Annotated in this window: 15 protein-coding genes; 7 read left to right on the top strand and 8 right to left on the bottom strand. The window is 45.8% G+C overall.

Features of this window, described 5'->3' with window-relative positions; genetic code table 11:
• Positions 1 to 155 precede the first annotated feature (155 nt).
• From JUB15_RS07930 to porX, 3 genes are all read right to left on the bottom strand, one after another.
• On the bottom strand, positions 156 to 932 hold the full coding sequence (locus JUB15_RS07930) for an MBL fold metallo-hydrolase (RefSeq protein WP_207511922.1): 777 nt from the start codon (positions 930 to 932) through the stop codon (positions 156 to 158).
• 114 nt (positions 933 to 1,046) lie between these two features.
• The gene (locus JUB15_RS07925) at positions 1,047 to 1,334 is read right to left on the bottom strand and encodes a hypothetical protein (RefSeq protein WP_207511921.1); all 288 of its coding nucleotides are present in this window, start codon (positions 1,332 to 1,334) and stop codon (positions 1,047 to 1,049) included.
• A 251-nt stretch (positions 1,335 to 1,585) separates the two neighbouring features.
• The gene (gene porX / locus JUB15_RS07920; protein WP_207511920.1) at positions 1,586 to 3,142 is read right to left on the bottom strand and encodes a T9SS response regulator signal transducer PorX; all 1,557 of its coding nucleotides are present in this window, start codon (positions 3,140 to 3,142) and stop codon (positions 1,586 to 1,588) included.
• 180 nt (positions 3,143 to 3,322) lie between these two features.
• On the opposite strand from porX, the gene JUB15_RS07915 reads away from it, so the two are divergent.
• The 5 genes from JUB15_RS07915 to JUB15_RS07895 all read left to right on the top strand — a co-directional run bounded on the left by JUB15_RS07915 (position 3,323) and on the right by JUB15_RS07895 (position 9,254).
• Complete coding sequence (locus JUB15_RS07915; protein WP_207511919.1) at positions 3,323 to 4,555, top strand: HD domain-containing protein; 1,233 nt, start codon at positions 3,323 to 3,325, stop codon at positions 4,553 to 4,555.
• A 134-nt stretch (positions 4,556 to 4,689) separates the two neighbouring features.
• A complete protein-coding gene (lpxD, locus tag JUB15_RS07910; protein WP_207511918.1) occupies positions 4,690 to 5,739 on the top strand; it encodes a UDP-3-O-(3-hydroxymyristoyl)glucosamine N-acyltransferase in 1,050 nt (349 codons plus the stop codon).
• Between the two features lie 401 nt (positions 5,740 to 6,140).
• A complete protein-coding gene (locus tag JUB15_RS07905) occupies positions 6,141 to 7,544 on the top strand; it encodes a bifunctional UDP-3-O-[3-hydroxymyristoyl] N-acetylglucosamine deacetylase/3-hydroxyacyl-ACP dehydratase (protein ID WP_207511917.1) in 1,404 nt (467 codons plus the stop codon).
• A 170-nt stretch (positions 7,545 to 7,714) separates the two neighbouring features.
• Entirely contained in the window at positions 7,715 to 8,578 is an 864-nt protein-coding gene (lpxA, locus tag JUB15_RS07900; RefSeq protein ID WP_240347788.1) for an acyl-ACP--UDP-N-acetylglucosamine O-acyltransferase, read from the top strand.
• Entirely contained in the window at positions 8,559 to 9,254 is a 696-nt protein-coding gene (locus JUB15_RS07895) for an ABC transporter ATP-binding protein (RefSeq protein ID WP_207511916.1), read from the top strand. The genes lpxA and JUB15_RS07895 overlap by 20 nt, the downstream gene beginning before the upstream one ends.
• 444 nt (positions 9,255 to 9,698) lie before the next feature.
• Here the strand turns inward: JUB15_RS07895 and JUB15_RS07890 are convergent, their stop codons facing one another.
• The 4 genes from JUB15_RS07890 to tsaE form a co-directional block, all read right to left on the bottom strand.
• Complete coding sequence (locus JUB15_RS07890; RefSeq protein ID WP_207511915.1) at positions 9,699 to 10,967, bottom strand: hypothetical protein; 1,269 nt, start codon at positions 10,965 to 10,967, stop codon at positions 9,699 to 9,701.
• A 225-nt stretch (positions 10,968 to 11,192) separates the two neighbouring features.
• On the bottom strand, positions 11,193 to 12,428 hold the full coding sequence (locus tag JUB15_RS07885; protein WP_207511914.1) for a hypothetical protein: 1,236 nt from the start codon (positions 12,426 to 12,428) through the stop codon (positions 11,193 to 11,195).
• 284 nt (positions 12,429 to 12,712) lie between these two features.
• Positions 12,713 to 13,927 (bottom strand): alanine dehydrogenase, encoded by a 1,215-nt coding sequence (locus JUB15_RS07880; RefSeq protein ID WP_207511913.1) that lies wholly within the window; start codon positions 13,925 to 13,927, stop codon positions 12,713 to 12,715.
• A 222-nt stretch (positions 13,928 to 14,149) separates the two neighbouring features.
• Complete coding sequence (tsaE, locus tag JUB15_RS07875; protein WP_207511912.1) at positions 14,150 to 14,563, bottom strand: tRNA (adenosine(37)-N6)-threonylcarbamoyltransferase complex ATPase subunit type 1 TsaE; 414 nt, start codon at positions 14,561 to 14,563, stop codon at positions 14,150 to 14,152.
• Positions 14,564 to 14,704: 141 nt separating this feature from the next.
• Here tsaE and JUB15_RS07870 point away from each other — a divergent pair, with 141 nt between their 5' ends.
• Entirely contained in the window at positions 14,705 to 16,825 is a 2,121-nt protein-coding gene (locus tag JUB15_RS07870) for a heavy metal translocating P-type ATPase (RefSeq protein WP_207511911.1), read from the top strand.
• A gap of 45 nt (positions 16,826 to 16,870) precedes the next feature.
• Positions 16,871 to 18,772, top strand: a complete 1,902-nt coding sequence (locus JUB15_RS07865; protein WP_207511910.1) for a RecQ family ATP-dependent DNA helicase — start codon at positions 16,871 to 16,873, stop codon at positions 18,770 to 18,772.
• 96 nt (positions 18,773 to 18,868) lie between these two features.
• Here the strand turns inward: JUB15_RS07865 and JUB15_RS07860 are convergent, their stop codons facing one another.
• Positions 18,869 to 19,432 (bottom strand): ester cyclase, encoded by a 564-nt coding sequence (locus JUB15_RS07860; protein ID WP_207511909.1) that lies wholly within the window; start codon positions 19,430 to 19,432, stop codon positions 18,869 to 18,871.
• Positions 19,433 to 19,473 lie beyond the last annotated feature (41 nt).

Below are 19,473 nucleotides of genomic sequence, written 5' to 3'. Positions count from 1 at the left end.
TTCGCTTGTCGGGTCTGACGACTCTGACGAGTGTCAGACTCCGTCAGATATGCCGACCGCAAGCGTCGGCATGGGGAAATACAGGGGTAGTAAATAGTCGGTGGGTTTCAATTGAAGCCCTACTAGCTACTAGCCACTTGCCGCTGGCTCGAAGATCAAACCTTAATGACTAAGCCATCATACGCCAGGTGAATCCCATCAGGCAGCTCTGCTTCCACTTCGGCATGCAGGCCCATTTGATGGCTGATATGAGTAAGGTAACATTGCTGTACCTGCAAGGCCTTGGCCACTTCAATACTTTCGCCCAGGGAGTAATGCGAAATGTGTTTTTCCTTTCGCAGGGCATTCAACACCAGCACTTCCGTGCCCTTTATTTTTTCCAGCTCATGCTCTTCAATGCGGTTGGCATCGGTAATATAGGTGAACCGGCCAAATCTGAAGCCCAGCACCGGCATTTTTAAGTGCCATACCAGGATGGGTGTTACAGGAATATCACCGGCCATAAAAGGTTCCAGTCCGATCGTGTTCAGTTGAATATCCGGAACGCCGGGGTATTTCGATTCATAAAATGCATAGGGAAATTCGCGAATGATCACTTCCTGCGTCATATCACTGGCGAACACCTGCATGGGTTGTTGCGAGAAGAAATTAAATGCCCGAACATCATCCAGCCCGGCTACATGATCTTTATGAGCATGGGTATAGATGATAGCGTCCAGATGTCTCACTTTCGACCGCAGCATCTGGTACCTGAAATCGGGACCGGAATCAACGACCAGGGTGGTGCTTTTCGATTGCACCATTATACTGGAACGAAGCCGGTTGTCTTTTTTATCGGTTGATGAACAAACAGGACATTCACAGGCGATCATGGGTACTCCGGCGCTGGTACCGGTCCCTAAAAAAGTAATGGTTAATGAAGGATAGCTCACGCGGTAAAAGTACTAAAGAAGAACGAAGTATGAAGTAGCAAGACGAAGGTTATGGTTGATTTCGGGTTATAAGGTATACAATTAATACGCTTCTTACGTATTATCTTGTACGTCCTACTTCTTGTTTTCCGCCTGCACCAATGCATGTCTTTCCAGCACCTCTTCATACGTTTTGCGTACCTCGGGCGAGAACAGGTCTGGATTCACATTGAGTTGCGGGATCAGATCGATCAGTGTACTGATACGGCCTTCGAGCTGGAGGAATTTGTTGAGTACAACTACTTTCTTTTGTTCCAAAATGCAATATCCGCTTTGAAAATTACCCCGCTCATAGCGCAGCACATATTCCGCCTCATCGAGAATCGCTTCAATCTTGTCTAATGTCGACTGTGTAAATTTCATAGTCTGGATGTAGATGACTTAAAATGTTTCGCAAAGTTACTATTCACAATTTTAGTGCTGGAAATCAAGCACACAACTTTTCCACACTAAAACGCTGAGAGTTATAGATTCCAGCCAAAAAAAGCGTTAAAAATGCCTTTTTTAGCACAAAACCCGTTTCTAATCCAATTCCAGCCTTGCCATTCCAATAACTGTTGCCCACTGGCTGCTGACACCGCTCCGCTAAAGCTTCGGGCGGGCAGGCATTGTCTTTATTTATTGGTCATTTTAATGATCGGCACTATCATCTCTTCTAAACTAACGCCGCCATGCTGAAAAGTGTTGCGATAATAGTTCACATAATAGTTGTAATTGTTGGGATAGCAGAGGTACATATCTTCCCGCGCAAAAATGTACGACGAATTCACCGTTGGCACCGGTAATCCTGCTTCTTTGGGATCACGGAAAGCCAGTACATCCTTGGGTTCATAATTGAGGTTGCGGCCATGTTTATACCGCAGGTTGGTAGTTGTTTGTTTGTCGCCAATGACCTTGGCCGGCGTTTTTACGCGTACCGTGCCGTGGTCAGTAGCCAGAATCAGATTGAGCTTTTTATCGGAAATTTTCTTCAGGGCCTGGTGCAGGGGGGAATGCTCGAACCAGCTCCTTGTCACACTGCGATAGCTGGTTTCATCACCGGCCAGCTCTTTCAGCACTTCCATTTCGGTACGGGCATGGCTGAGCATATCAACGAAGTTGTAAACAATAATGTTCAGGTCGTTCCCCAGCAGGTTATGCATATTGTTCACGAGGTCCTGCCCAGCCTGGTTGTTCAATATTTTTGTATAGGAGAATTTGATATCCTCGCGACGCAGCCGTTTCAACATAGCCCGGAAAAATTCCTCTTCATGTAAATTCTTTCCGCCCTCTTCATCATCATTTTTCCATTGTTGGGGAAAATGCTTCTCAATATCAACGGGCAGTAATCCGCTGAAGATGGCATTGCGAGCGTACTGGGTGGCGGTAGGCAGAATACTGTAAAAGCTGTCTTCTTCCAGTATGCGAAAACTTTCTGCAAAGATGGGTTGAATGGCCCGCCATTGGTCGAACCGCAGGTTATCAATCAAAATAAAAAAAGTTGGCGTTCCTTTCTCGATATGGGGCAGCACTTTAAATTTAATGAGGTTATGCGACATTACCGGTCCGTCATCGCTTTTGGGATTTACCCATCGTGCATAATTTTTTGAAACGAATTTAAAGAATTCGGTGTTGGCCTCGTTCTTTTGGGTTTGAAACACCTCCTGCATTTCGGGGCTGTCGCTTTTTTCCATTTCCAGTTCCCAATACACCAGCTTTTTGTAGATATCCATCCATTCATTGTAATCGGGATTGCTGTTCAGCGCCATGAACAAATTGCGAAACTGCTGCTGGTAAGCCGTAGTGGTCTTTTCTGCCACCAGCCGTTTGTTGTCGATGATCTTTTTAAGACTTAACAGCACCTGGTTAGGGTTCACCGGTTTTATGAGGTAATCGGTGATCTGGCTGCCAATGGCATCATCCATCAGGTTTTCCGTTTCGTTCTTGGTGATCATCACCACCGGAATCTGAGAATTGATCTCTTTTATTTTTGAAAGGGTTTCCAACCCGGTAATGCCCGGCATGGTTTCATCGAGCAATACCACATCCAGTGGGTTTTCCTTCACAAAATCCACTGCATCGAACCCATTGGTAAGTGCCGTAACTTCGTATCCCTTATTTTGTAAAAACAGTATCTGTGATTGTAAACTTTCTATTTCATCGTCGACCCAAAGTATTTTTCCTAATGGCATTTTTATGTTTTAAGTTCTAAGTTTTAAGTTCTAAGTTTTTCTCTGACCTCCGACTTCAGACTTCAGACTTCTGACTTCCGACTTCCGTCACCAAGCTAACCAAATTTAATTTATCCCGTTAGCCTTTGTACTTTTGCCCGCTGCTTTTGGCAGCAATTTTAACAAAAAAGCAGGCAGCGAATGACAAACCGCATCAGAAAGATCATCAATGACCCCGTTTACGGTTTTATTACCATTGACGATCCGCTTGTATTTCAGGTAATTTCCCATCCCTGGTACCAACGTTTGCGCCGGATTCATCAAATGGCCTTTGCGCAGCTGGTTTATCCGGGAGCAGTACATACCCGCCTGCATCACTCACTGGGTGCTTACCATCTGATGTATAATGCGCTGACTGAACTGAAAAATAAAGGAGTGGAAATTACTCCTGAAGAAGAAACGGCTGCTAAAATTGCGATCCTTTTACACGATATTGGTCACGGGCCATTCTCACATGCCCTTGAAAATGTGCTGATCAATAACACGCATCATGAAACGATCAGTATCCTGATCATGCGCGTACTCAATGAACAAATGAAGGGTCAACTGCACAAAGCCATTGACATTTTTACCAATAATTATACCAAGCCATTTCTGCACCAGCTCATCAGCGGCCAGCTCGATGTAGATCGTATGGATTACCTTACCCGCGATAGTTTTTATACCGGCGTTTCGGAAGGGGTTATCGGTTATGATCGCATTTTAAAAATGCTCACCGTGAACAACGGCGATCTGATGGTAGAGGAAAAAGGCATTTACAGCATAGAAAAATTCCTGGTAGCCCGCCGGCTGATGTACTGGCAGGTTTATTTGCATAAAACAGTATTGGGCGCCGAAAAAACTCTGGTGAAGATCATACAACGGGCCAAAGCGCTGATCGAACAGGGACAAGTAGTACAGGCGGCCTCACCCACCTTCGATTTCTTTCTGAAAAACGCTACCAGCGCTTCTTTCATCGAACAACACCTCTCGGGCTTTTGCCAGCTCGACGATTTCGATGTACTGGCCACAATTAAAAATTGGGTTTTTCATCCTGACACGGTATTGAGCACCCTCTGCCGCTGTCTGATAGAACGCCGTTTACTAAAAGTTAAATTGCAGGCGGAGCCCTTCGATCTGGATTGGATTAATTCACTGCGGAATAACATTTGCCAACAATTAAATATTGGGGAAGCCGATTGCGAGTACCTTATTTTTACCGGGGAAGCTGAAAACACTACTTATAACCCTACGGAAGAACGCATTCAAATTTTATTTAAGAATGGAACGGTAACAGATATATCAAAAGTTGACAATGCATTGATCCATCAGGCATTAGCAACCCCTGTGAAAAAATATTACATTTGTTACTACAATTGTAAACAGTTGAGTTGATCGATATGTTAACACCATTCTGTTGGCACACCCCGATCGAATTACAATAGTTTCAATATGGTGTAGCTTTGGCAAACTATTTTGATTTACATAAGAGTTTTTACATATTTGACTTTTGACCTAACGACTATTCTATGCAATTTACCGCAGCACAAATAGCTATGATTATCAATGGCAAAGTAGAGGGAAATCCTGACACTTTGGTGCATTCATTTGGAAAGATTGAGGAAGCGCAGGCCGGACAGCTCTCTTTTTTAGCCAATCCCAAATACGAAGAATACCTGTATCGTACAAAAGCTTCCCTGGTTATCGTAAATGCCTCTCAGGAATTGAAAGAACCTGTTGAAGCAACGCTCATCAGGGTAGCCGACGCTTATTCTGCTTTTGCAACCCTGCTTACAAAATACCAGGAGATGGCGACCCAGAAATTAACGGGCATTCAGGAACCTGCTTATATCAGCAAATCGGCCACAATCGGTCAACAGGTTTTTATCGGCGCTTTTGCTTATCTCGGTGAAAATGTCGTATTGGGGAACAACGTAAAGATCTTCCCGAATGTATTCCTGGGCGATAACGTTAAGATCAATGACAATACCATTGTACATCCCGGCGTAAAGATTTACCATGACTGCGTGATCGGCAGGAATGTAACCATACATGCAGGTACTGTAATAGGAAGCGATGGATTTGGTTTCGCTCCCCAGGCTGATGGCAGTTTCAAAAAAGTACCACAGATCGGGAATGTGGTGGTAGAAGATTTTGTTGAAATTGGTGCTAATGCAACCATCGACCGGGCAACCATCGGTTCTACCATTATAAAGTCAGGCGCCAAACTCGATAACCTCATTCAGGTAGCCCATAATGTTGAAGTGGGTAACAATACAGTGATCGCTGCCCAGGCTGGTGTAAGCGGCAGTACCAAGATCGGGAACAACGTTATGATCGGTGGACAGGCGGGCATTGTTGGTCATATCCAGATTGCCGATGGCAGCAAGATCAATGCGCAAAGCGGGGTAAGTAAATCGATAAAAACGCCCAATGCAGCAGTTACCGGCAGCCCGGCATTTGAATATACCAGTGCACTGCGCAGCCAGGCGGTTAGCCGCAAACTGCCCGATCTGGAGAAGAGAATTAAGGAACTGGAACAATTGGTGAAGCAATTACTTACCGAAAAAGTTTCCTAATAAAAACAATAAGTTACAGGTTACAGGATAACCTGCAACTGCCAACAACTTATAACGGGTTGACGGGGTAAACACCGTCAACCCTGTTTGTTTTAAATGCGCTCACCAATCAATGGAAACATAACCGAATTACCCGTATTGACATGAAGTAGGAAACCATTAGAAGTTGAAAAAAATAGGTTGTTCGAGTGGCACAACGCAGGAGGCCTGTCCGGCGATGATTAAAGTCATGATAATAAAGTGAATAGCCTTACGGTAATGAGCAGCGTTTGACCCTGTTTTCCGCAAAAAGCGGCAACCGTTCAGCGCAATTTCCCGCTGAATTGTAAGTACGTCATCTTCAGGGCCTTTTCGTCTTTGAGGAATCCCTATCTTTGCGCCACTCTTTATAAATAAAAGGAATGAACAATAATTTTAATCCCGATAAACAACATACCCTGCAGTCGGCTGTGAGTATTTCCGGAACCGGATTACATACTGGCGTTAATGTGGATATGACCCTGAAACCAGCCAATCCCGGTTTTGGATTTCAGTTTCAACGCATTGACCTTCCCGGACAACCGGTGATCAAAGCTGATTGTGACCTGGTTACCGATACTTCCCGTGGTACCACACTGCAGGAAGGCGACGCCAAGGTATGTACAGTGGAGCACATCCTGGCTGCGCTGGTTGGTATGGGAGTAGATAATTGCCTTATCGAACTGAACGGCCCTGAAATTCCGATTGCTGATGGTAGTTCCGCCCCATTTGTTGAGATCATTGAAGAGGCCGGGGTACTGGAACAGGATGCAGCCAAAGCCTGGTACAGCATCGATACCAATATCACCCATTACGATGAAAAGAAAAGGGTTGAAATGACAGCCCTTCCCGCTACCGATTATAAAGTAACTACCCTGATAGATTTTAACAGTCCGGTTTTGGGCACCCAACATGCAGGTCTAAAGACCATGCGTGACTTTAAAGAAGAGATTGCCCCTTGCCGCACTTTCTGCTTCCTGCACGAACTGGAGATGCTGCTCGAGCACAACCTTATCAAAGGCGGCGACATCAACAACGCCATTGTGGTGGTTGACAAACCGGTTACCCAGGAGGAAATGGACCGGCTGGCCAAAGTGTTCGGCCGCAAGAAAATTGAAGTGAAGAATGAAGGGTACCTGAACAACCTGGAACTGCGTTTTCCGAATGAACCGGCCCGTCATAAAACACTGGATGTGATAGGTGATCTGGCGCTGATCGGTTATCCCATAAAGGCGCATATCATTGCCAACCGGCCTGGCCACAGCACCAACGTTGATTTTGCCCGCAAGATCAAACAATACATAAAGAAAAATAAGCATGTAAAGGATGTTCCGGTATACGACCCTACGTTACCGCCGGTGTACAGCCTGCAGCAGATCGAAAAAACGCTGCCGCATCGCTTTCCTTTTCTGTTGGTTGATAAGATCATTGAACTTACCGATAGACATATTGTTGGTATTAAGAATGTGACGTATAACGAACCGTTCTTTGCGGGTCATTTTCCCGGCAATCCGGTAATGCCTGGCGTACTGCAGGTGGAGGCACTGGCCCAAACCGGTGGCATCCTTTGTATCAACGCTATGCCTCCCGGAGAGTACGATACCTACTTTTTGAAGATCGATAATTGTAAATTCAAGCAAAAAGTTGTTCCCGGAGATACTATGATACTGAAAATGGAGTTAATGGCTCCTATACGGCGCGGTATTTGCGAAATGCGGGGAACGGTATATGTTGGCAATAAGATTGCGACCGAAGCCGACCTCATGGCGCAGCTGGTAAAACGATAAATAATTGGTTATTATACCCAAAAAGGGTAATGAGCAATAAAATATATCAGTCCGTAGGGGTTTATTGAGCTAGTTTTGTCTATTTTAGCAGATTAATTAACATCAAACGTCAATCCATCCATAAACACAGTTTAGGTGATGATCACCAGCAAAATCCCACCGGGGATGGGATGTCTGTAACGCCTATGAATGAATATCCTGCTACAACCCTTAAGAATGTTAATAAAATGATTCATCCGCATACTTATATACATCCCAACGCCAAGCTGGCCACCAATGTAAAGGTTGATCCTTTTACGGTGATTCACCAGAACGTGGAAATCGGAGAAGGTACCTGGATTGGCAGTAATGTCACAATCATGGAAGGCGCCCGCATTGGCAAAAACTGCCGCATTTTCCCGGGAGCTGTTATTTCTGCCATGCCACAAGACCTGAAATTCGAAGGGGAAGATACGATCACTGAAATTGGTGATAATACAACCATTCGGGAGTTTGTAACCATTCACCGTGGAACCAAGGACAGGTGGAAGACCCAGGTTGGTAAAAATTGTATGATAATGGCTTACAGCCACGTTGCCCACGATTGTATCATTGGCAACAATGTGATCCTAAGTAATAACTCACAGGTAGCTGGCCACGTTATGCTGGGCGACTGGGTTATTCTGGGAGGCATGTGCGCTGTGCACCAGTTCACCAAAGTGGGGTCGCATGCCTTTGTAAGCGGTGGGTCTTTAGTTGGTAAAGATATTCCCCCTTATATTAAAGCCGGCCGTCAGCCATTGAGCTATGCCGGTGTGAATTCAGTTGGTTTGAAAAGACGCGGGTTCACCGTCGATAAGATCAACCATATTCTTGATATTTATCGGGTTATTTATAACAAAGGCTTGAACACCAGCCAGGCGCTCGAGCATCTGGAAGAAGAGTTCCCGGCAACCGACGAGCGGGATGAAATTGTAACCTTCATTCGCGAAAGCGGTCGCGGCATCATTAAACGCTATTCAAAAAATAGTGTGGATGAAGATATCGCTGATTAATGCCGGCAAACGCTTTAACCGCGACTGGATCTTCCGAAACATTTCTCAGGAGTTTATTTCAGGCACCGCCTACGCCATTACCGGTCCAAACGGCTCGGGTAAATCTACCTTGCTTCAGGTGATCGGTGGCGCTATGATGATGAGTGAGGGAAAGGTGAAGTATACGATCGACAGTCGACAATCTACTACCGGCAATCATCGGCAATTGGAGCCTCGCCATCAACAACCGGCTGCTTTTAATGAGCCGGCTAAAGAAATAGACGTAGACAAAGCTTATCAGTATATTTCTATTGCTGCTCCCTACCTTGAGCTTATTGAAGAAATGACCGCGCTTGAATTTCTGCAGTTCCATCAACAATTCAAGCCTTTTCTGCCCAATACCCGCATTAGCGATATCATCAGTACAATTGGGTTAACCGCCGCCGCCAACAAACAGATCCGCTTTTATTCAAGCGGTATGAAACAGCGGGTAAAGCTGGCACAGGCTATTTTCAGCGATGTGCCCTGTATCCTGCTCGATGAACCCTGCACCAATCTCGATACCGCCGGTATCGACCTCTATCACCAGCTAATACGTACCTACGCCAATAACCGCCTCATCATTGTAAGCTCAAACGACGAGCAGGAGTATTCTTTTTGCCAGGAGAAGCTTAGTATCACCGATTACAAGAAATGAGTGGATCGTGAATCGGCAGACGGCAGACGTGAAACGGAAACGACAGTCGACAATCGATAATCGTCAATCGTGAGTCGGCATTCCTGAATCGGGAGACGGCAGACGTCAATCGTCAAACGGCAGACGTGAAACGGCAAACGATAGTCAACAATCGATAATCGGCAATCGTGAGTCGGCAGAGGGCAGATGTGAAACGGCAATCGATAGTCAACAATCGATAATCGGCAATCGTGAGTCGGCAATCGTGAGTCGGCAGACGGCAATTGGCAATTGGCAATTCGCCTGCGCCAGGGCTACGGCGAACAAGGCGGCAATCGGGAATGAATCTCGGGCTGCACAAGGTCAGATATTGATCCCAGATTTAGCGAGCTACTCACCATTCACCATTCAGCACTCATCCTAAACTTTGAACTGAGAACTAAAAACTTTGAACTGTATTTGCGTTCAGCGTTTCTGCACATACACATGATTCCCTATGCCAAAATGGGCTTTATCTTTCGGGTAGAAATAAAAGGCCCGCCGCATGGTGGTGCCATTGTTAAACCGGAATTCAATAGAATATCCATTCAGGCTATATGAGCCGGCTTCATCTTTCTTTGAGTAGGCCGAGGTGGCAATACTGTAATCGGTATAATTGGTGCCTACGCCCACACTGGTTAAAGCAAAGCGGCCGAAAGTATTAAATAAAATATTTTTGCTGGAAACGGTTCTCACATTACCACCCATTACTGAACTACCCATGCTGGCAATATTGGTAAAGGCGCCCTCTATCTTTTCATTGCCTGCTGCCGGTCTTGCCCAGAACCAGTTCTTCTCCCATCTTTCCGATTTATTCCTGGCCGGCCAGTTAACGGAGATGGCATTGCCGCTTAATTTCCAGGTGCCCCATTTCTTGGGCTCCCGTTGTTTGGAAACGGCTACATTGAACTCATAAGGACTCGCCACCGGGTTGCTGTAAATGCTACCGTCATTCAATAATAGATAAGGCGTGTATTCGCTGATAACGGAACCGCCTACCCCATAGCTGTATTCCAGGTTAATGACAATACCTTTTATATCTGTGGCCTTCAATCCTTTTACCGGCCCCGTTACATGATCAGCACTGGCTATGGTATTCCGGGGCGCAGGCGTTTTCTCCGCAGGGGCTGGCACCACAGGCGGCACTACGGGCACGGCATTGCTTTTCGCTATATCGGTGAGGCCGTTGGATTCAAAAGCGCCTTCCTGTTTGGCCATTTTGCCAAAATGCATGGCGGCCGTTTTCATACAATTGGTATAATGTCTTATATCGGGTGAACTGAACAGTTTGGCCAGCCTGAACTGCTGGCTATTGGTGCGGTAGGCCATATATGCTACATACCATATTTTACCGTTTTTGTCACTTACCTTACCGGAATAAGAAGAGAGGGTGCTGTAACTGATATTCTTTTTGTCTTTACTTTTTGGGGCAGAAAATCCTGAGCCATGCATGTTCTTTTCAATGGAACCGGAAAACCACTCATCGAAACTCCGGCCATCAGCCCTTTCGAGCGGCATTATCTCGTAGGAGAACTCTTTATTTTCATCGCTGAAGACAGCCGTAGGTTTAAAGATGTAGCGTCCTTTATTTTCTTCCATTTTCCAACCTAACATAGGCTGAATGGAACTTTGTGCAAACGTAGCGGGAATACCCAAACCCATGATCAGGACAACAACCAGGAGCGTATTTTTCATAGTAGGCTATTTACAGGCACTGGTAAGTCAATTTTCGGGCCACAGAAACGAAAGGCGGTTGGTGTAGCCGAAAACTTTCTCACATGTTCAAAACTTTTCCATACCAAAGTTTTGAACATGTATAGGCGCCTGTAAATAATCCGGGATCTAACCTGTACCGCCCAGCGGTGGCGGATAACCCGCACTGACCGGTGCCAGAAAATGCGCTGCAGCCGTTAGAAGCGTTTAGTTGCTGGCAGAAGCAGGTGATTCAGCCGATGCTTTAGGTGCGTAGGCGGCATTGCCTATACCAAAGTGCGTGCTGCCCTGCAGGTAAAAATAGAAGATGCGGCGAATAACAGTTCCGTTATTAAAACGCAGCTCCATGGAATAATCATTGAGCGTATAAGTACCCGCTTCATTAAATTTCTTGAACTCTGAGGCAGGCACAGCTGCATTACCGTTATCACCGCCGGTTAAAGTGAACTGGCCATCTTTATTGAAGAATATATTTTTAGAGGCATAAGCATTCCCTGCACTTTTTACGCTGCCATTTTCGGTACCGGTTACGGTCATGAATGATCCTTCCAGCTTTTCTTCTCTTGCAGCGGGTGTTGCCCAGAACCAGTTCTTAAACCATTTCTCGGTTTCTTTAGTAGCCGTCCATTCAACCGTGAAAATGTTGTTCTTCAATTTCCAGGTACCCCATTTCTGCGGTTCTTTTTGTTTTGACTGTGCTACATCGAGGCTGTATGGACTCAGAACAGGATCGCCATAAATACTACCATCGTTCAAAACGAGGTAAGGCCTGTAATTGCGCACCATTTTGCCATCGGCATTGGTGGTATAATCCAGGTGAATAAGAATACCATTTATTTCCTGTGATCTAAGGCCATTTTCAACCATGTCGGCCTGCGCGGCTGAAGTCTTATTGTCCTGTTTGTTATGTGCATGCGATCCTTTTGTTTGCTTGCTTGCTACAGTTACAGAAGCATCATGCCTGGCCAGGTTGCCAATATGATCGGCAACAGGACGCATGTGGGATGCATAATATTTAACATCGGGAGAGCTGATCACGCGGGCCAGGCGGTTTTCGCCGCTGCCCAACTGATAAGCAACATATGTTACATACCAGGGTTTACCTTTTTTATCAGTAAGCTCCGTAGAAAATGAAATGATCGTTTGATTGGTGGTAATGTTTTTCTTGCCGCCTGCAGGTAAGTTAAAGCCCGACTCCTTTACATCTTTATCGATAGCGCTTTTGAACCATTCTTCAATTGTTTGCCCCTCCCCTTTTTCAACGGGCATTATTTCATACAGAAATTCCTTGGTATCACCGGATACTTTACCCGGTTTAAAGATATAACTGCCGCTCTTTTCATCCATGTCCCAGCCTGAAATAGGAGGAACCTGCGATTGGGCAATAGTAATTTTATTAACCAGGATACAGAGTACTATCAACAAATAGGGCCTTGTCTTCATAACAGGTATTTGAATCCAATTAGCAACTTTTAAGCCATAGAAAACGCGAAAAACGCTCATTTATTACGAAAATCCGCGTTTTCTTGTCAATCAAAGGCCTGCAATTGTTAATTGGGGGATATACAAAATTAATCGGAAACTCGTTAAAGTCAAATGTCTTGCGGATATATTAACGGAAATAATTAATATTTAGTGTAAAAGCGACACTTGAATATCATGATCCATTGAATGTCAACATAATGTTGCATTACAATTATAAATATTTTTAACCGCATGCAACCATCTCAGCGCTGGCTTGCAATGAGCAGATTAAGGTCGGTATATTTCAGATCGAAGCGTTGACTTAAATGAAAATTGGTGAGAGCGCCTTTAAATAAATAGATCCCACTTCTCAGGTGTACTTTATGCCATACGAGGTTCTCGAAACCACCTTCTTCACCCGCTTCCAGTAATAAAGGCATTAATACGTTACTGATAGCCTGCGAAGCAGTTCGCGCAAATCCCGACGGAATATTAGGCACGCAGTAATGAATTACCCCATATTTCATAAATATCGGTTGTTCATGACTGGTGATCTCTGACGTTTCAAAACAACCACCGCGGTCGATACTAACATCAATGATCACACTACCGGGGCGCATGTTGCTTATCATTTCCTCGGTAACGACTACCGGGGTGCGGCCGCTGGCAGAGCTCAGGGCGCCTACAGCCACTTCACAGGTCTTGAGTTGTTTGGCCAGAATGCGAGGCTCTATGACTGATGTCCACATACGCTGGCCGATATTATTCTGTAACCGCTTAAGCCGGTATACACTATTGTCAAATACTTTTACCGAAGCGCCCAATGCCAGGGCAGCACGGGCAGCAAACTCACCCACAATACCGGCGCCCAGGATAATTACCTTGGTTGGCGGAATACCCGATATACCACCCAATAGCACACCCTTCCCATGATTAGCCGAACTAAGGTATTGCGCAGCAATAAGCATAACGGCACTGCCGGCTATTTCACTCATGCTGCGTACAATGGGTAAACTATCGCTATCGTCCTTCAGGTTTTCGAATGAAATGGCGGTAATGCGCTTTTCCATCATCTTTTGAAGGAATTCCGCCTTCATGGCCGACAAATGGATGGGGGAGATAATAACCTGGTTAAACTGCAGATGAGGCAGGTCATCTTCGACCACAGGAGCGCTTTTTACCAGTATGGGGGCTTTATATACGGCCGCTTTATCATATACTATTTTAGCACCGGCCTCGCTGTAATCGCGGTCCCGAAAATGGGCAGCCTCGCCGGCATTGTGCTCGATTACTACATTATGTCCGTTGCTGACCAGTACCCCTACTGCATCGGGCGTGAGCGCAATGCGGTTTTCCTGAAAGGCGGTCTCCTTGGGAATTCCAATATGCAACTGTGCCCCTTTGGGTTTAATATCCAGAGTTTCCTGCAGTGTTTCGTAACTAAATGAAGTGCTGATAATCGGCTTTTGCTGGGACATGTAGCAAGTAAATGATTTTACCCCCATTATCGGGGCCACAATTTACAAATTAAATTGGAAGTCTGCCCTATAAGTGAGGCTTAAAGGCAGGAAGTGTGGCTTCTTAGCGAGCATGTGGTACAAGAATCAGGATGCAGAATGCAAAAAGAACCCTGAATTTTCCCTACACCCGATTTTAATCCCGATTTCCACCTCCTTACCTCTTACCTGTTTTCTCTGCCTTTAATCTACTAAAATCTTTATATTTCGGGTATCCTTGTCTACCACGTTTATCTCTACCCTGGCCGTATCGTCGGGTAAAATCGCTTCTGCACGGCCAGGCCATTCTACCAGGCAGATATCGCCTGAATATAGGCAATCCTCCACCCCTGCCCGCACCGCTTCTTCCTCATCTTTTAGCCGGTACAGGTCTATATGAAAAAGCCTGCCGCCCGGATACTGGTATTCATTAATTATAGAAAAAGTAGGACTTCCCACAGTGCTGGTAACCCCTTTCTCATCGCAAAGGGCGTGAATAAGGGTTGTTTTGCCGGCGCCCATATCGCCATAAAAGGCAATGACCTTACGCCCATCAACAAGTTCCCAAAACCGGCGCGCTGTTTGCCTGATCGTATCTAATGTAGATTGCAGTTGCATAAAGACGCAAAGATAATATCATAGGGCGGAACGACATATTTAAGTTAAAATTGCAACCCGGTGGACATATTATTCCTCTCAGGCCGGGTACATTAGCGCATTGAGCGGTAAATTTGCAAACACTCAACCCCATGGATGTACATGAAAAAAGTGAATTGGAAAGTAGACGGAATGACCTGTTCAAATTGCGCGCTGACCGTGCAGCAATACCTCACCAGCGAAGGCATGGAAAACGTAAAGGTAAACCTGATGGGGGGTGAAGTGAGTTTCGATATCAATAGCAAAAATGAACAACAGCTCCTCGAAGGCATAGAATCGCTCGGCTATACCGTCCAAACCGACGGATCACAGCCTGCCAAACAAGGCAAAAGGTTATTTACTTCGCACAAACAGCGCTTCCTGTTCTGCCTGGTATTTACGCTGCCCCTGATGCTGCATATGCTCGATAAATGGGTTCATATACATTGGCTCATGAATCCCTGGGTACAGCTGGGCCTTTGTTTACCTGTTTTTGTGGTGGGTATGGACTTTTTCGGCCGCAGTGCGATTAAAAGCATCCGCAACCGCATGCCCAACATGAATGTGCTGATAGCGATTGGCGCTACCGCCGCCTTCGTTTACAGCCTTACCGGCGCCCTGCTGAACCTGGGACCGCAATTCCTGTTTTTTGAGACCACGGCCTCCATCATAACCCTGGTATTCCTGGGTAATTTTCTCGAAGACGCTTCCATTCAATCAACGCAACGGGCATTGAACAGCCTGGCCAGATCGCAAAAAGTAATGGCCAATATGATTGCCTTTGACGAAAACCACCAGGAGATCATTTTCCCTATAGAAAACACCCATCTGCGCAGCGGTGACCTTATTTTGATTAAAAGCGGAGAACAGGTACCGGCTGATTGTAAAATATTGACCGGCGATGCAACTGTAAACGAATCCATCATTACCGGTGAAAGCCTGCCCATCACAAAAAAAGGAAAAGACAAACTTATAGGTGGGAGTATTATCATAGATGGAATCGTAAGAGCCCAGGTCACTTCCGAATCGAAAGATTCCGTACTGGCCAATATCATCAACCTCGTTAAACAGGCACAAAGCGAAAAGCCGCCCGTACAACAACTGGCCGATAAGATCAGTGCCATCTTTGTACCAGTAGTGCTGGCCATAGCCGTAATAGCCTTTATTGCGAACTATCTCCTGCTGCACGACTTTACCATGGCCTTTATGCGATGCATAGCTATCCTGGTGATTGCCTGCCCCTGCGCCATGGGATTGGCAACGCCTGCGGCTATTGCGGTTGGACTGGGCCGGGCGGCCAGGAACGGTGTTCTCTTTCGCAATGCCAAAAGCCTTGAATTATTCAGGACCATTAAACAGGTAGTGTTTGATAAAACAGGCACCCTCACGACCGGCCGGTTCGAACTGGCGAATTACGAAGTGGTTTCAGCAGTTGTGAATCCTGATGAATTCAAACATATTGCCTTCTCATTGGAAAAATATTCCAATCACCCCATCGCTCAATGTATAACAGCCAGCTGGAAACGAAAAGACGCTATCCGTTGGACAAAAGTAGAAGAGAAAAAAGGCATCGGGATGATAGCAACCACTGCTTCCGGCGACCGCTACGTTGCCGGTTCGTTTGAAACGGCGATGGCCTTAACCACCGACGATTCGCACAACGTTTATATTCTTAAGAACGATCAGTTACTGGGCTGGATAGACGTAAAAGATGAAGTACGGCCCGAAGCCATCTCCATTGTGCAATACCTGCGCCATCGCAATGTTCGCACTGTTCTCCTGAGCGGCGACCGCTTGAGCAAATGCCGCCAGTTGGCCAACTTGCTAGGCATTGATGAAGTAATAGCAGAAAAAAAGCCGGAAGAAAAACTGGCCGTTATTGAGGATCTCACCCTGCAGGGACCAACTGCCATGGTAGGGGATGGAATCAATGATGCACCGGCACTGGCAAAAGCCACCATTGGTATTTCATTGAGCGAAGCATCGCAAATCGCTGTGCAAACTGCTGATGTAGTATTGATGAACAGTGGCATCAGGAATCTGCCGCTTGCACTCGGTTTGGGCCGGCATACCTTTCTCACCATCAAACAGAATCTTTTCTGGGCGTTTATTTATAATATCGTTGCTATTCCTGTAGCTGCCTTCGGATTGTTAACACCCACCTTCGGTGCGTTGGTAATGGGGTTGAGTGATGTGGTGTTGGCGGTTAATTCTGTCCGGCTGTTTGTTAAGAAGGTAGCTTGACGTGTAAGGTGCTTAACCAACGACAACCGATTCACCAATTACAGAATGAATATCCACCACACACTGAAACAATACTGGGGCTACGATTCCTTCCGGCCACTGCAGGAAGAGATCGTAAAGTCTGTGCTGGCTGGCAAGGATACCCTCGCGCTCATGGCTACGGGTGGTGGAAAATCAATTTGCTTCCAGGTGCCGGCCATGGCGCAGGAAGGCTTATGCCTTGTGATCAGTCCCTTAATTGCTTTGATGAAAGACCAGGTAGACAACCTGCGTAAAAAAGGTATTACCGCATTTGCGATCTATTCGGGCATGGGTCGCAAAGAAGTGATCAATATTTTGAAACTTGCCACAAACAGTAATTGTAAATTTTTGTACGTTTCACCCGAACGGTTAGAAACAAAATTATTCCAGGAATTTCTGCCTGCTCTTGACATCAATCTCATTGCCGTTGATGAAGCACATTGTATCTCTCAATGGGGTTACGATTTCAGACCGCCTTACCTGCGCATTGCTGCCTTACGCGAGGAATTACCTCGCATTCCCATACTCGCGCTTACCGCCTCGGCCACACCGATCGTACAAAAGGACATTTGTGATAAACTGCAATTTAAAGATCATGCTGTATTCAGCCGCTCGTTTGAACGGCCCAACCTGTCATACAGTGTGTTCACGGTGGATTCAAAGATCAACAAGATCACAGAGATCTTACAAAAGGTGAATGGAAGCAGTCTCGTTTACTGTAAAACCCGCAAGCGCACCAAGGAGTTCAGCGATCTGCTCAACATGCATGGCATCAAGGCAGATTTTTATCATGCTGGTTTGCCACAGGAAGTCCGGATGCGCAAGCAGGCCGACTGGATCAATAATTCAGTGCGCACCATCGTTTGCACCAACGCTTTCGGCATGGGCATCGACAAACCCGATGTACGGGTAGTGATTCATGCCGACGTACCGGATTGCCTTGAAAACTATTACCAGGAAGCAGGACGCGCCGGCCGCGATGAAAAAAAATCATATGCAGTATTATTGTACGATAGTAAAGAACTGCACGAACTGCAATTGCTGCCTGATATCCGCTTTCCTTCGCTGGAAAGTATCAGGCAGGTATACGAAGCATTGATGAACTACCTGCAAATACCCGGCGGTTCAGGTGAAGGCAATTATTACAATTTCGATTTCACTGACTTTATAAAGAAGTTCCAACTGGATGTACATCTTGCCATTTATGCCATTAAAGCCCTTGAGCAGGAAGGCTGGGTGTCTTATGCAGAACAGATCTTTTTACCCGCCCGCATCCAGTTCATAACGGGTAAATCATGGCTGTACCAGTTTGAAAAAGATCACCCCAAACTGGAGCCGCTGATAAAAACACTGCTAAGAACCTACGAAGGTATTTTCGACATGCCGGTAAATATTCACGAAAAAAGCATTGCCCGGTTGCTGCGCCAGGAAGAAGCCGACATCATCCTCGATCTGAAAAGACTGCATGGCAATGGCATCATTGAATATATTCCCCGGAAGGACAGTCCCCAGTTATATGTAATGTTGAACCGGGTAAAAGCAGCTACCCTGCGTATCGATATGACCGGTTATGAAAAAAGAAAGCAACAGTTCATCGAGCGCATTCACCGGATGATAAAATATATTAGTGACGGCGCCACTTGCCGCAGTCAATATATTGCTGCTTATTTTGGTGACCAGCAAACAAATGCCTGTGGCATTTGCGATGTTTGTCTGCAACGGAAAAGCCATGGCCTTTCCAACACGGAATTCGAAAAGATTTCCCAATCAATTTTTACACTTATTAATCAGCAGCCGGTGGCCAGTGAGCTATTACCCCAACAATTGCCCGGGATAAAAAAAGAGAAGCTGTACAAGGTGCTCGACTTCTTACAAAGTGAGAACAGGATCTATGTAGATAAAGAGGGCTTGGTAAGACCTGCTTAGAATTACGACCTGCCAGGCGGGCCTTGACTTACTCAACGTTCAAGAAACCAACGTCCACCTAACAGGTCGTTCATTCCATTTGCTGATTGCAAATTGTCAATTGGTTTTCTTTGCAGGTTTAGCGCCAATCTGCGACATCATGGTATTGGGCGATTGAATATTGTGGTGTTCAATGATCTGACCTGCATCATTCAATTTGAATATGTCCACATCCTTCAATTTGTACGATTTGTTGGTAGCCTTCATTCCCATAAAATCATTTTTGAATGTGCCAGACCAATCACCCCAAACCATCACCCAGTCGCCATCAGCCACATAGGTAAGGTTTTCACCTTTGTTATCAGGAAAGGCATTCACCCATCCTTTCACCATGTTCATGATGCTGTCCTTTCCTCTGGTAGGGGGCATACTGCCATCACCATACTCCACAGCATCAGGCGCAACATCCTTAAAAGCCTGGTCTACATTTCTCGATATCATGGCTTCCATACTGGCCTGAACCACTTTTTTGTTGCGTTCTTCCTTGTTATCAGCGTTGGCAGCCATGGCAGTATCTGTACCTGCACCTTCTGCTCCTTCCCTGCCGGATTGTGTGGTATTGGTATCACAAGCGGTAAAAACAGCTGCTGTAACTGCAAGCAATAAAAACACCTTCTTCATACTTATTGTTTTAGGTTAAAAAATCAGGTTCCCGGGCATTC

This window comes from Longitalea luteola, assembly GCF_017356035.1.
Classification (GTDB): domain Bacteria; phylum Bacteroidota; class Bacteroidia; order Chitinophagales; family Chitinophagaceae; genus Niastella; species Niastella luteola.
The sequence above is the reverse complement of the archived record's forward strand: the minus strand, read 5'-3'. Positions and strand labels throughout refer to the sequence as shown.

Coding starts and splice junctions, on each gene's coding strand:
- JUB15_RS07880 (WP_207511913.1), bottom strand. CDS start 13,927: ATGTCCCAGCAAAAGCCGATTATCAGCACTTCATTTAGTTACGAAACA.
- JUB15_RS07890 (WP_207511915.1), bottom strand. CDS start 10,967: ATGAAAAATACGCTCCTGGTTGTTGTCCTGATCATGGGTTTGGGTATT.
- JUB15_RS07895 (WP_207511916.1), top strand. CDS start 8,559: ATGAAGATATCGCTGATTAATGCCGGCAAACGCTTTAACCGCGACTGG.
- porX (WP_207511920.1), bottom strand. CDS start 3,142: ATGCCATTAGGAAAAATACTTTGGGTCGACGATGAAATAGAAAGTTTA.
- tsaE (WP_207511912.1), bottom strand. CDS start 14,563: ATGCAACTGCAATCTACATTAGATACGATCAGGCAAACAGCGCGCCGG.
- lpxD (WP_207511918.1), top strand. CDS start 4,690: ATGCAATTTACCGCAGCACAAATAGCTATGATTATCAATGGCAAAGTA.
- JUB15_RS07885 (WP_207511914.1), bottom strand. CDS start 12,428: ATGAAGACAAGGCCCTATTTGTTGATAGTACTCTGTATCCTGGTTAAT.
- JUB15_RS07905 (WP_207511917.1), top strand. CDS start 6,141: ATGAACAATAATTTTAATCCCGATAAACAACATACCCTGCAGTCGGCT.
- JUB15_RS07860 (WP_207511909.1), bottom strand. CDS start 19,432: ATGAAGAAGGTGTTTTTATTGCTTGCAGTTACAGCAGCTGTTTTTACC.
- JUB15_RS07925 (WP_207511921.1), bottom strand. CDS start 1,334: ATGAAATTTACACAGTCGACATTAGACAAGATTGAAGCGATTCTCGAT.
- JUB15_RS07865 (WP_207511910.1), top strand. CDS start 16,871: ATGAATATCCACCACACACTGAAACAATACTGGGGCTACGATTCCTTC.
- JUB15_RS07870 (WP_207511911.1), top strand. CDS start 14,705: ATGAAAAAAGTGAATTGGAAAGTAGACGGAATGACCTGTTCAAATTGC.
- JUB15_RS07915 (WP_207511919.1), top strand. CDS start 3,323: ATGACAAACCGCATCAGAAAGATCATCAATGACCCCGTTTACGGTTTT.
- lpxA (WP_240347788.1), top strand. CDS start 7,715: ATGTCTGTAACGCCTATGAATGAATATCCTGCTACAACCCTTAAGAAT.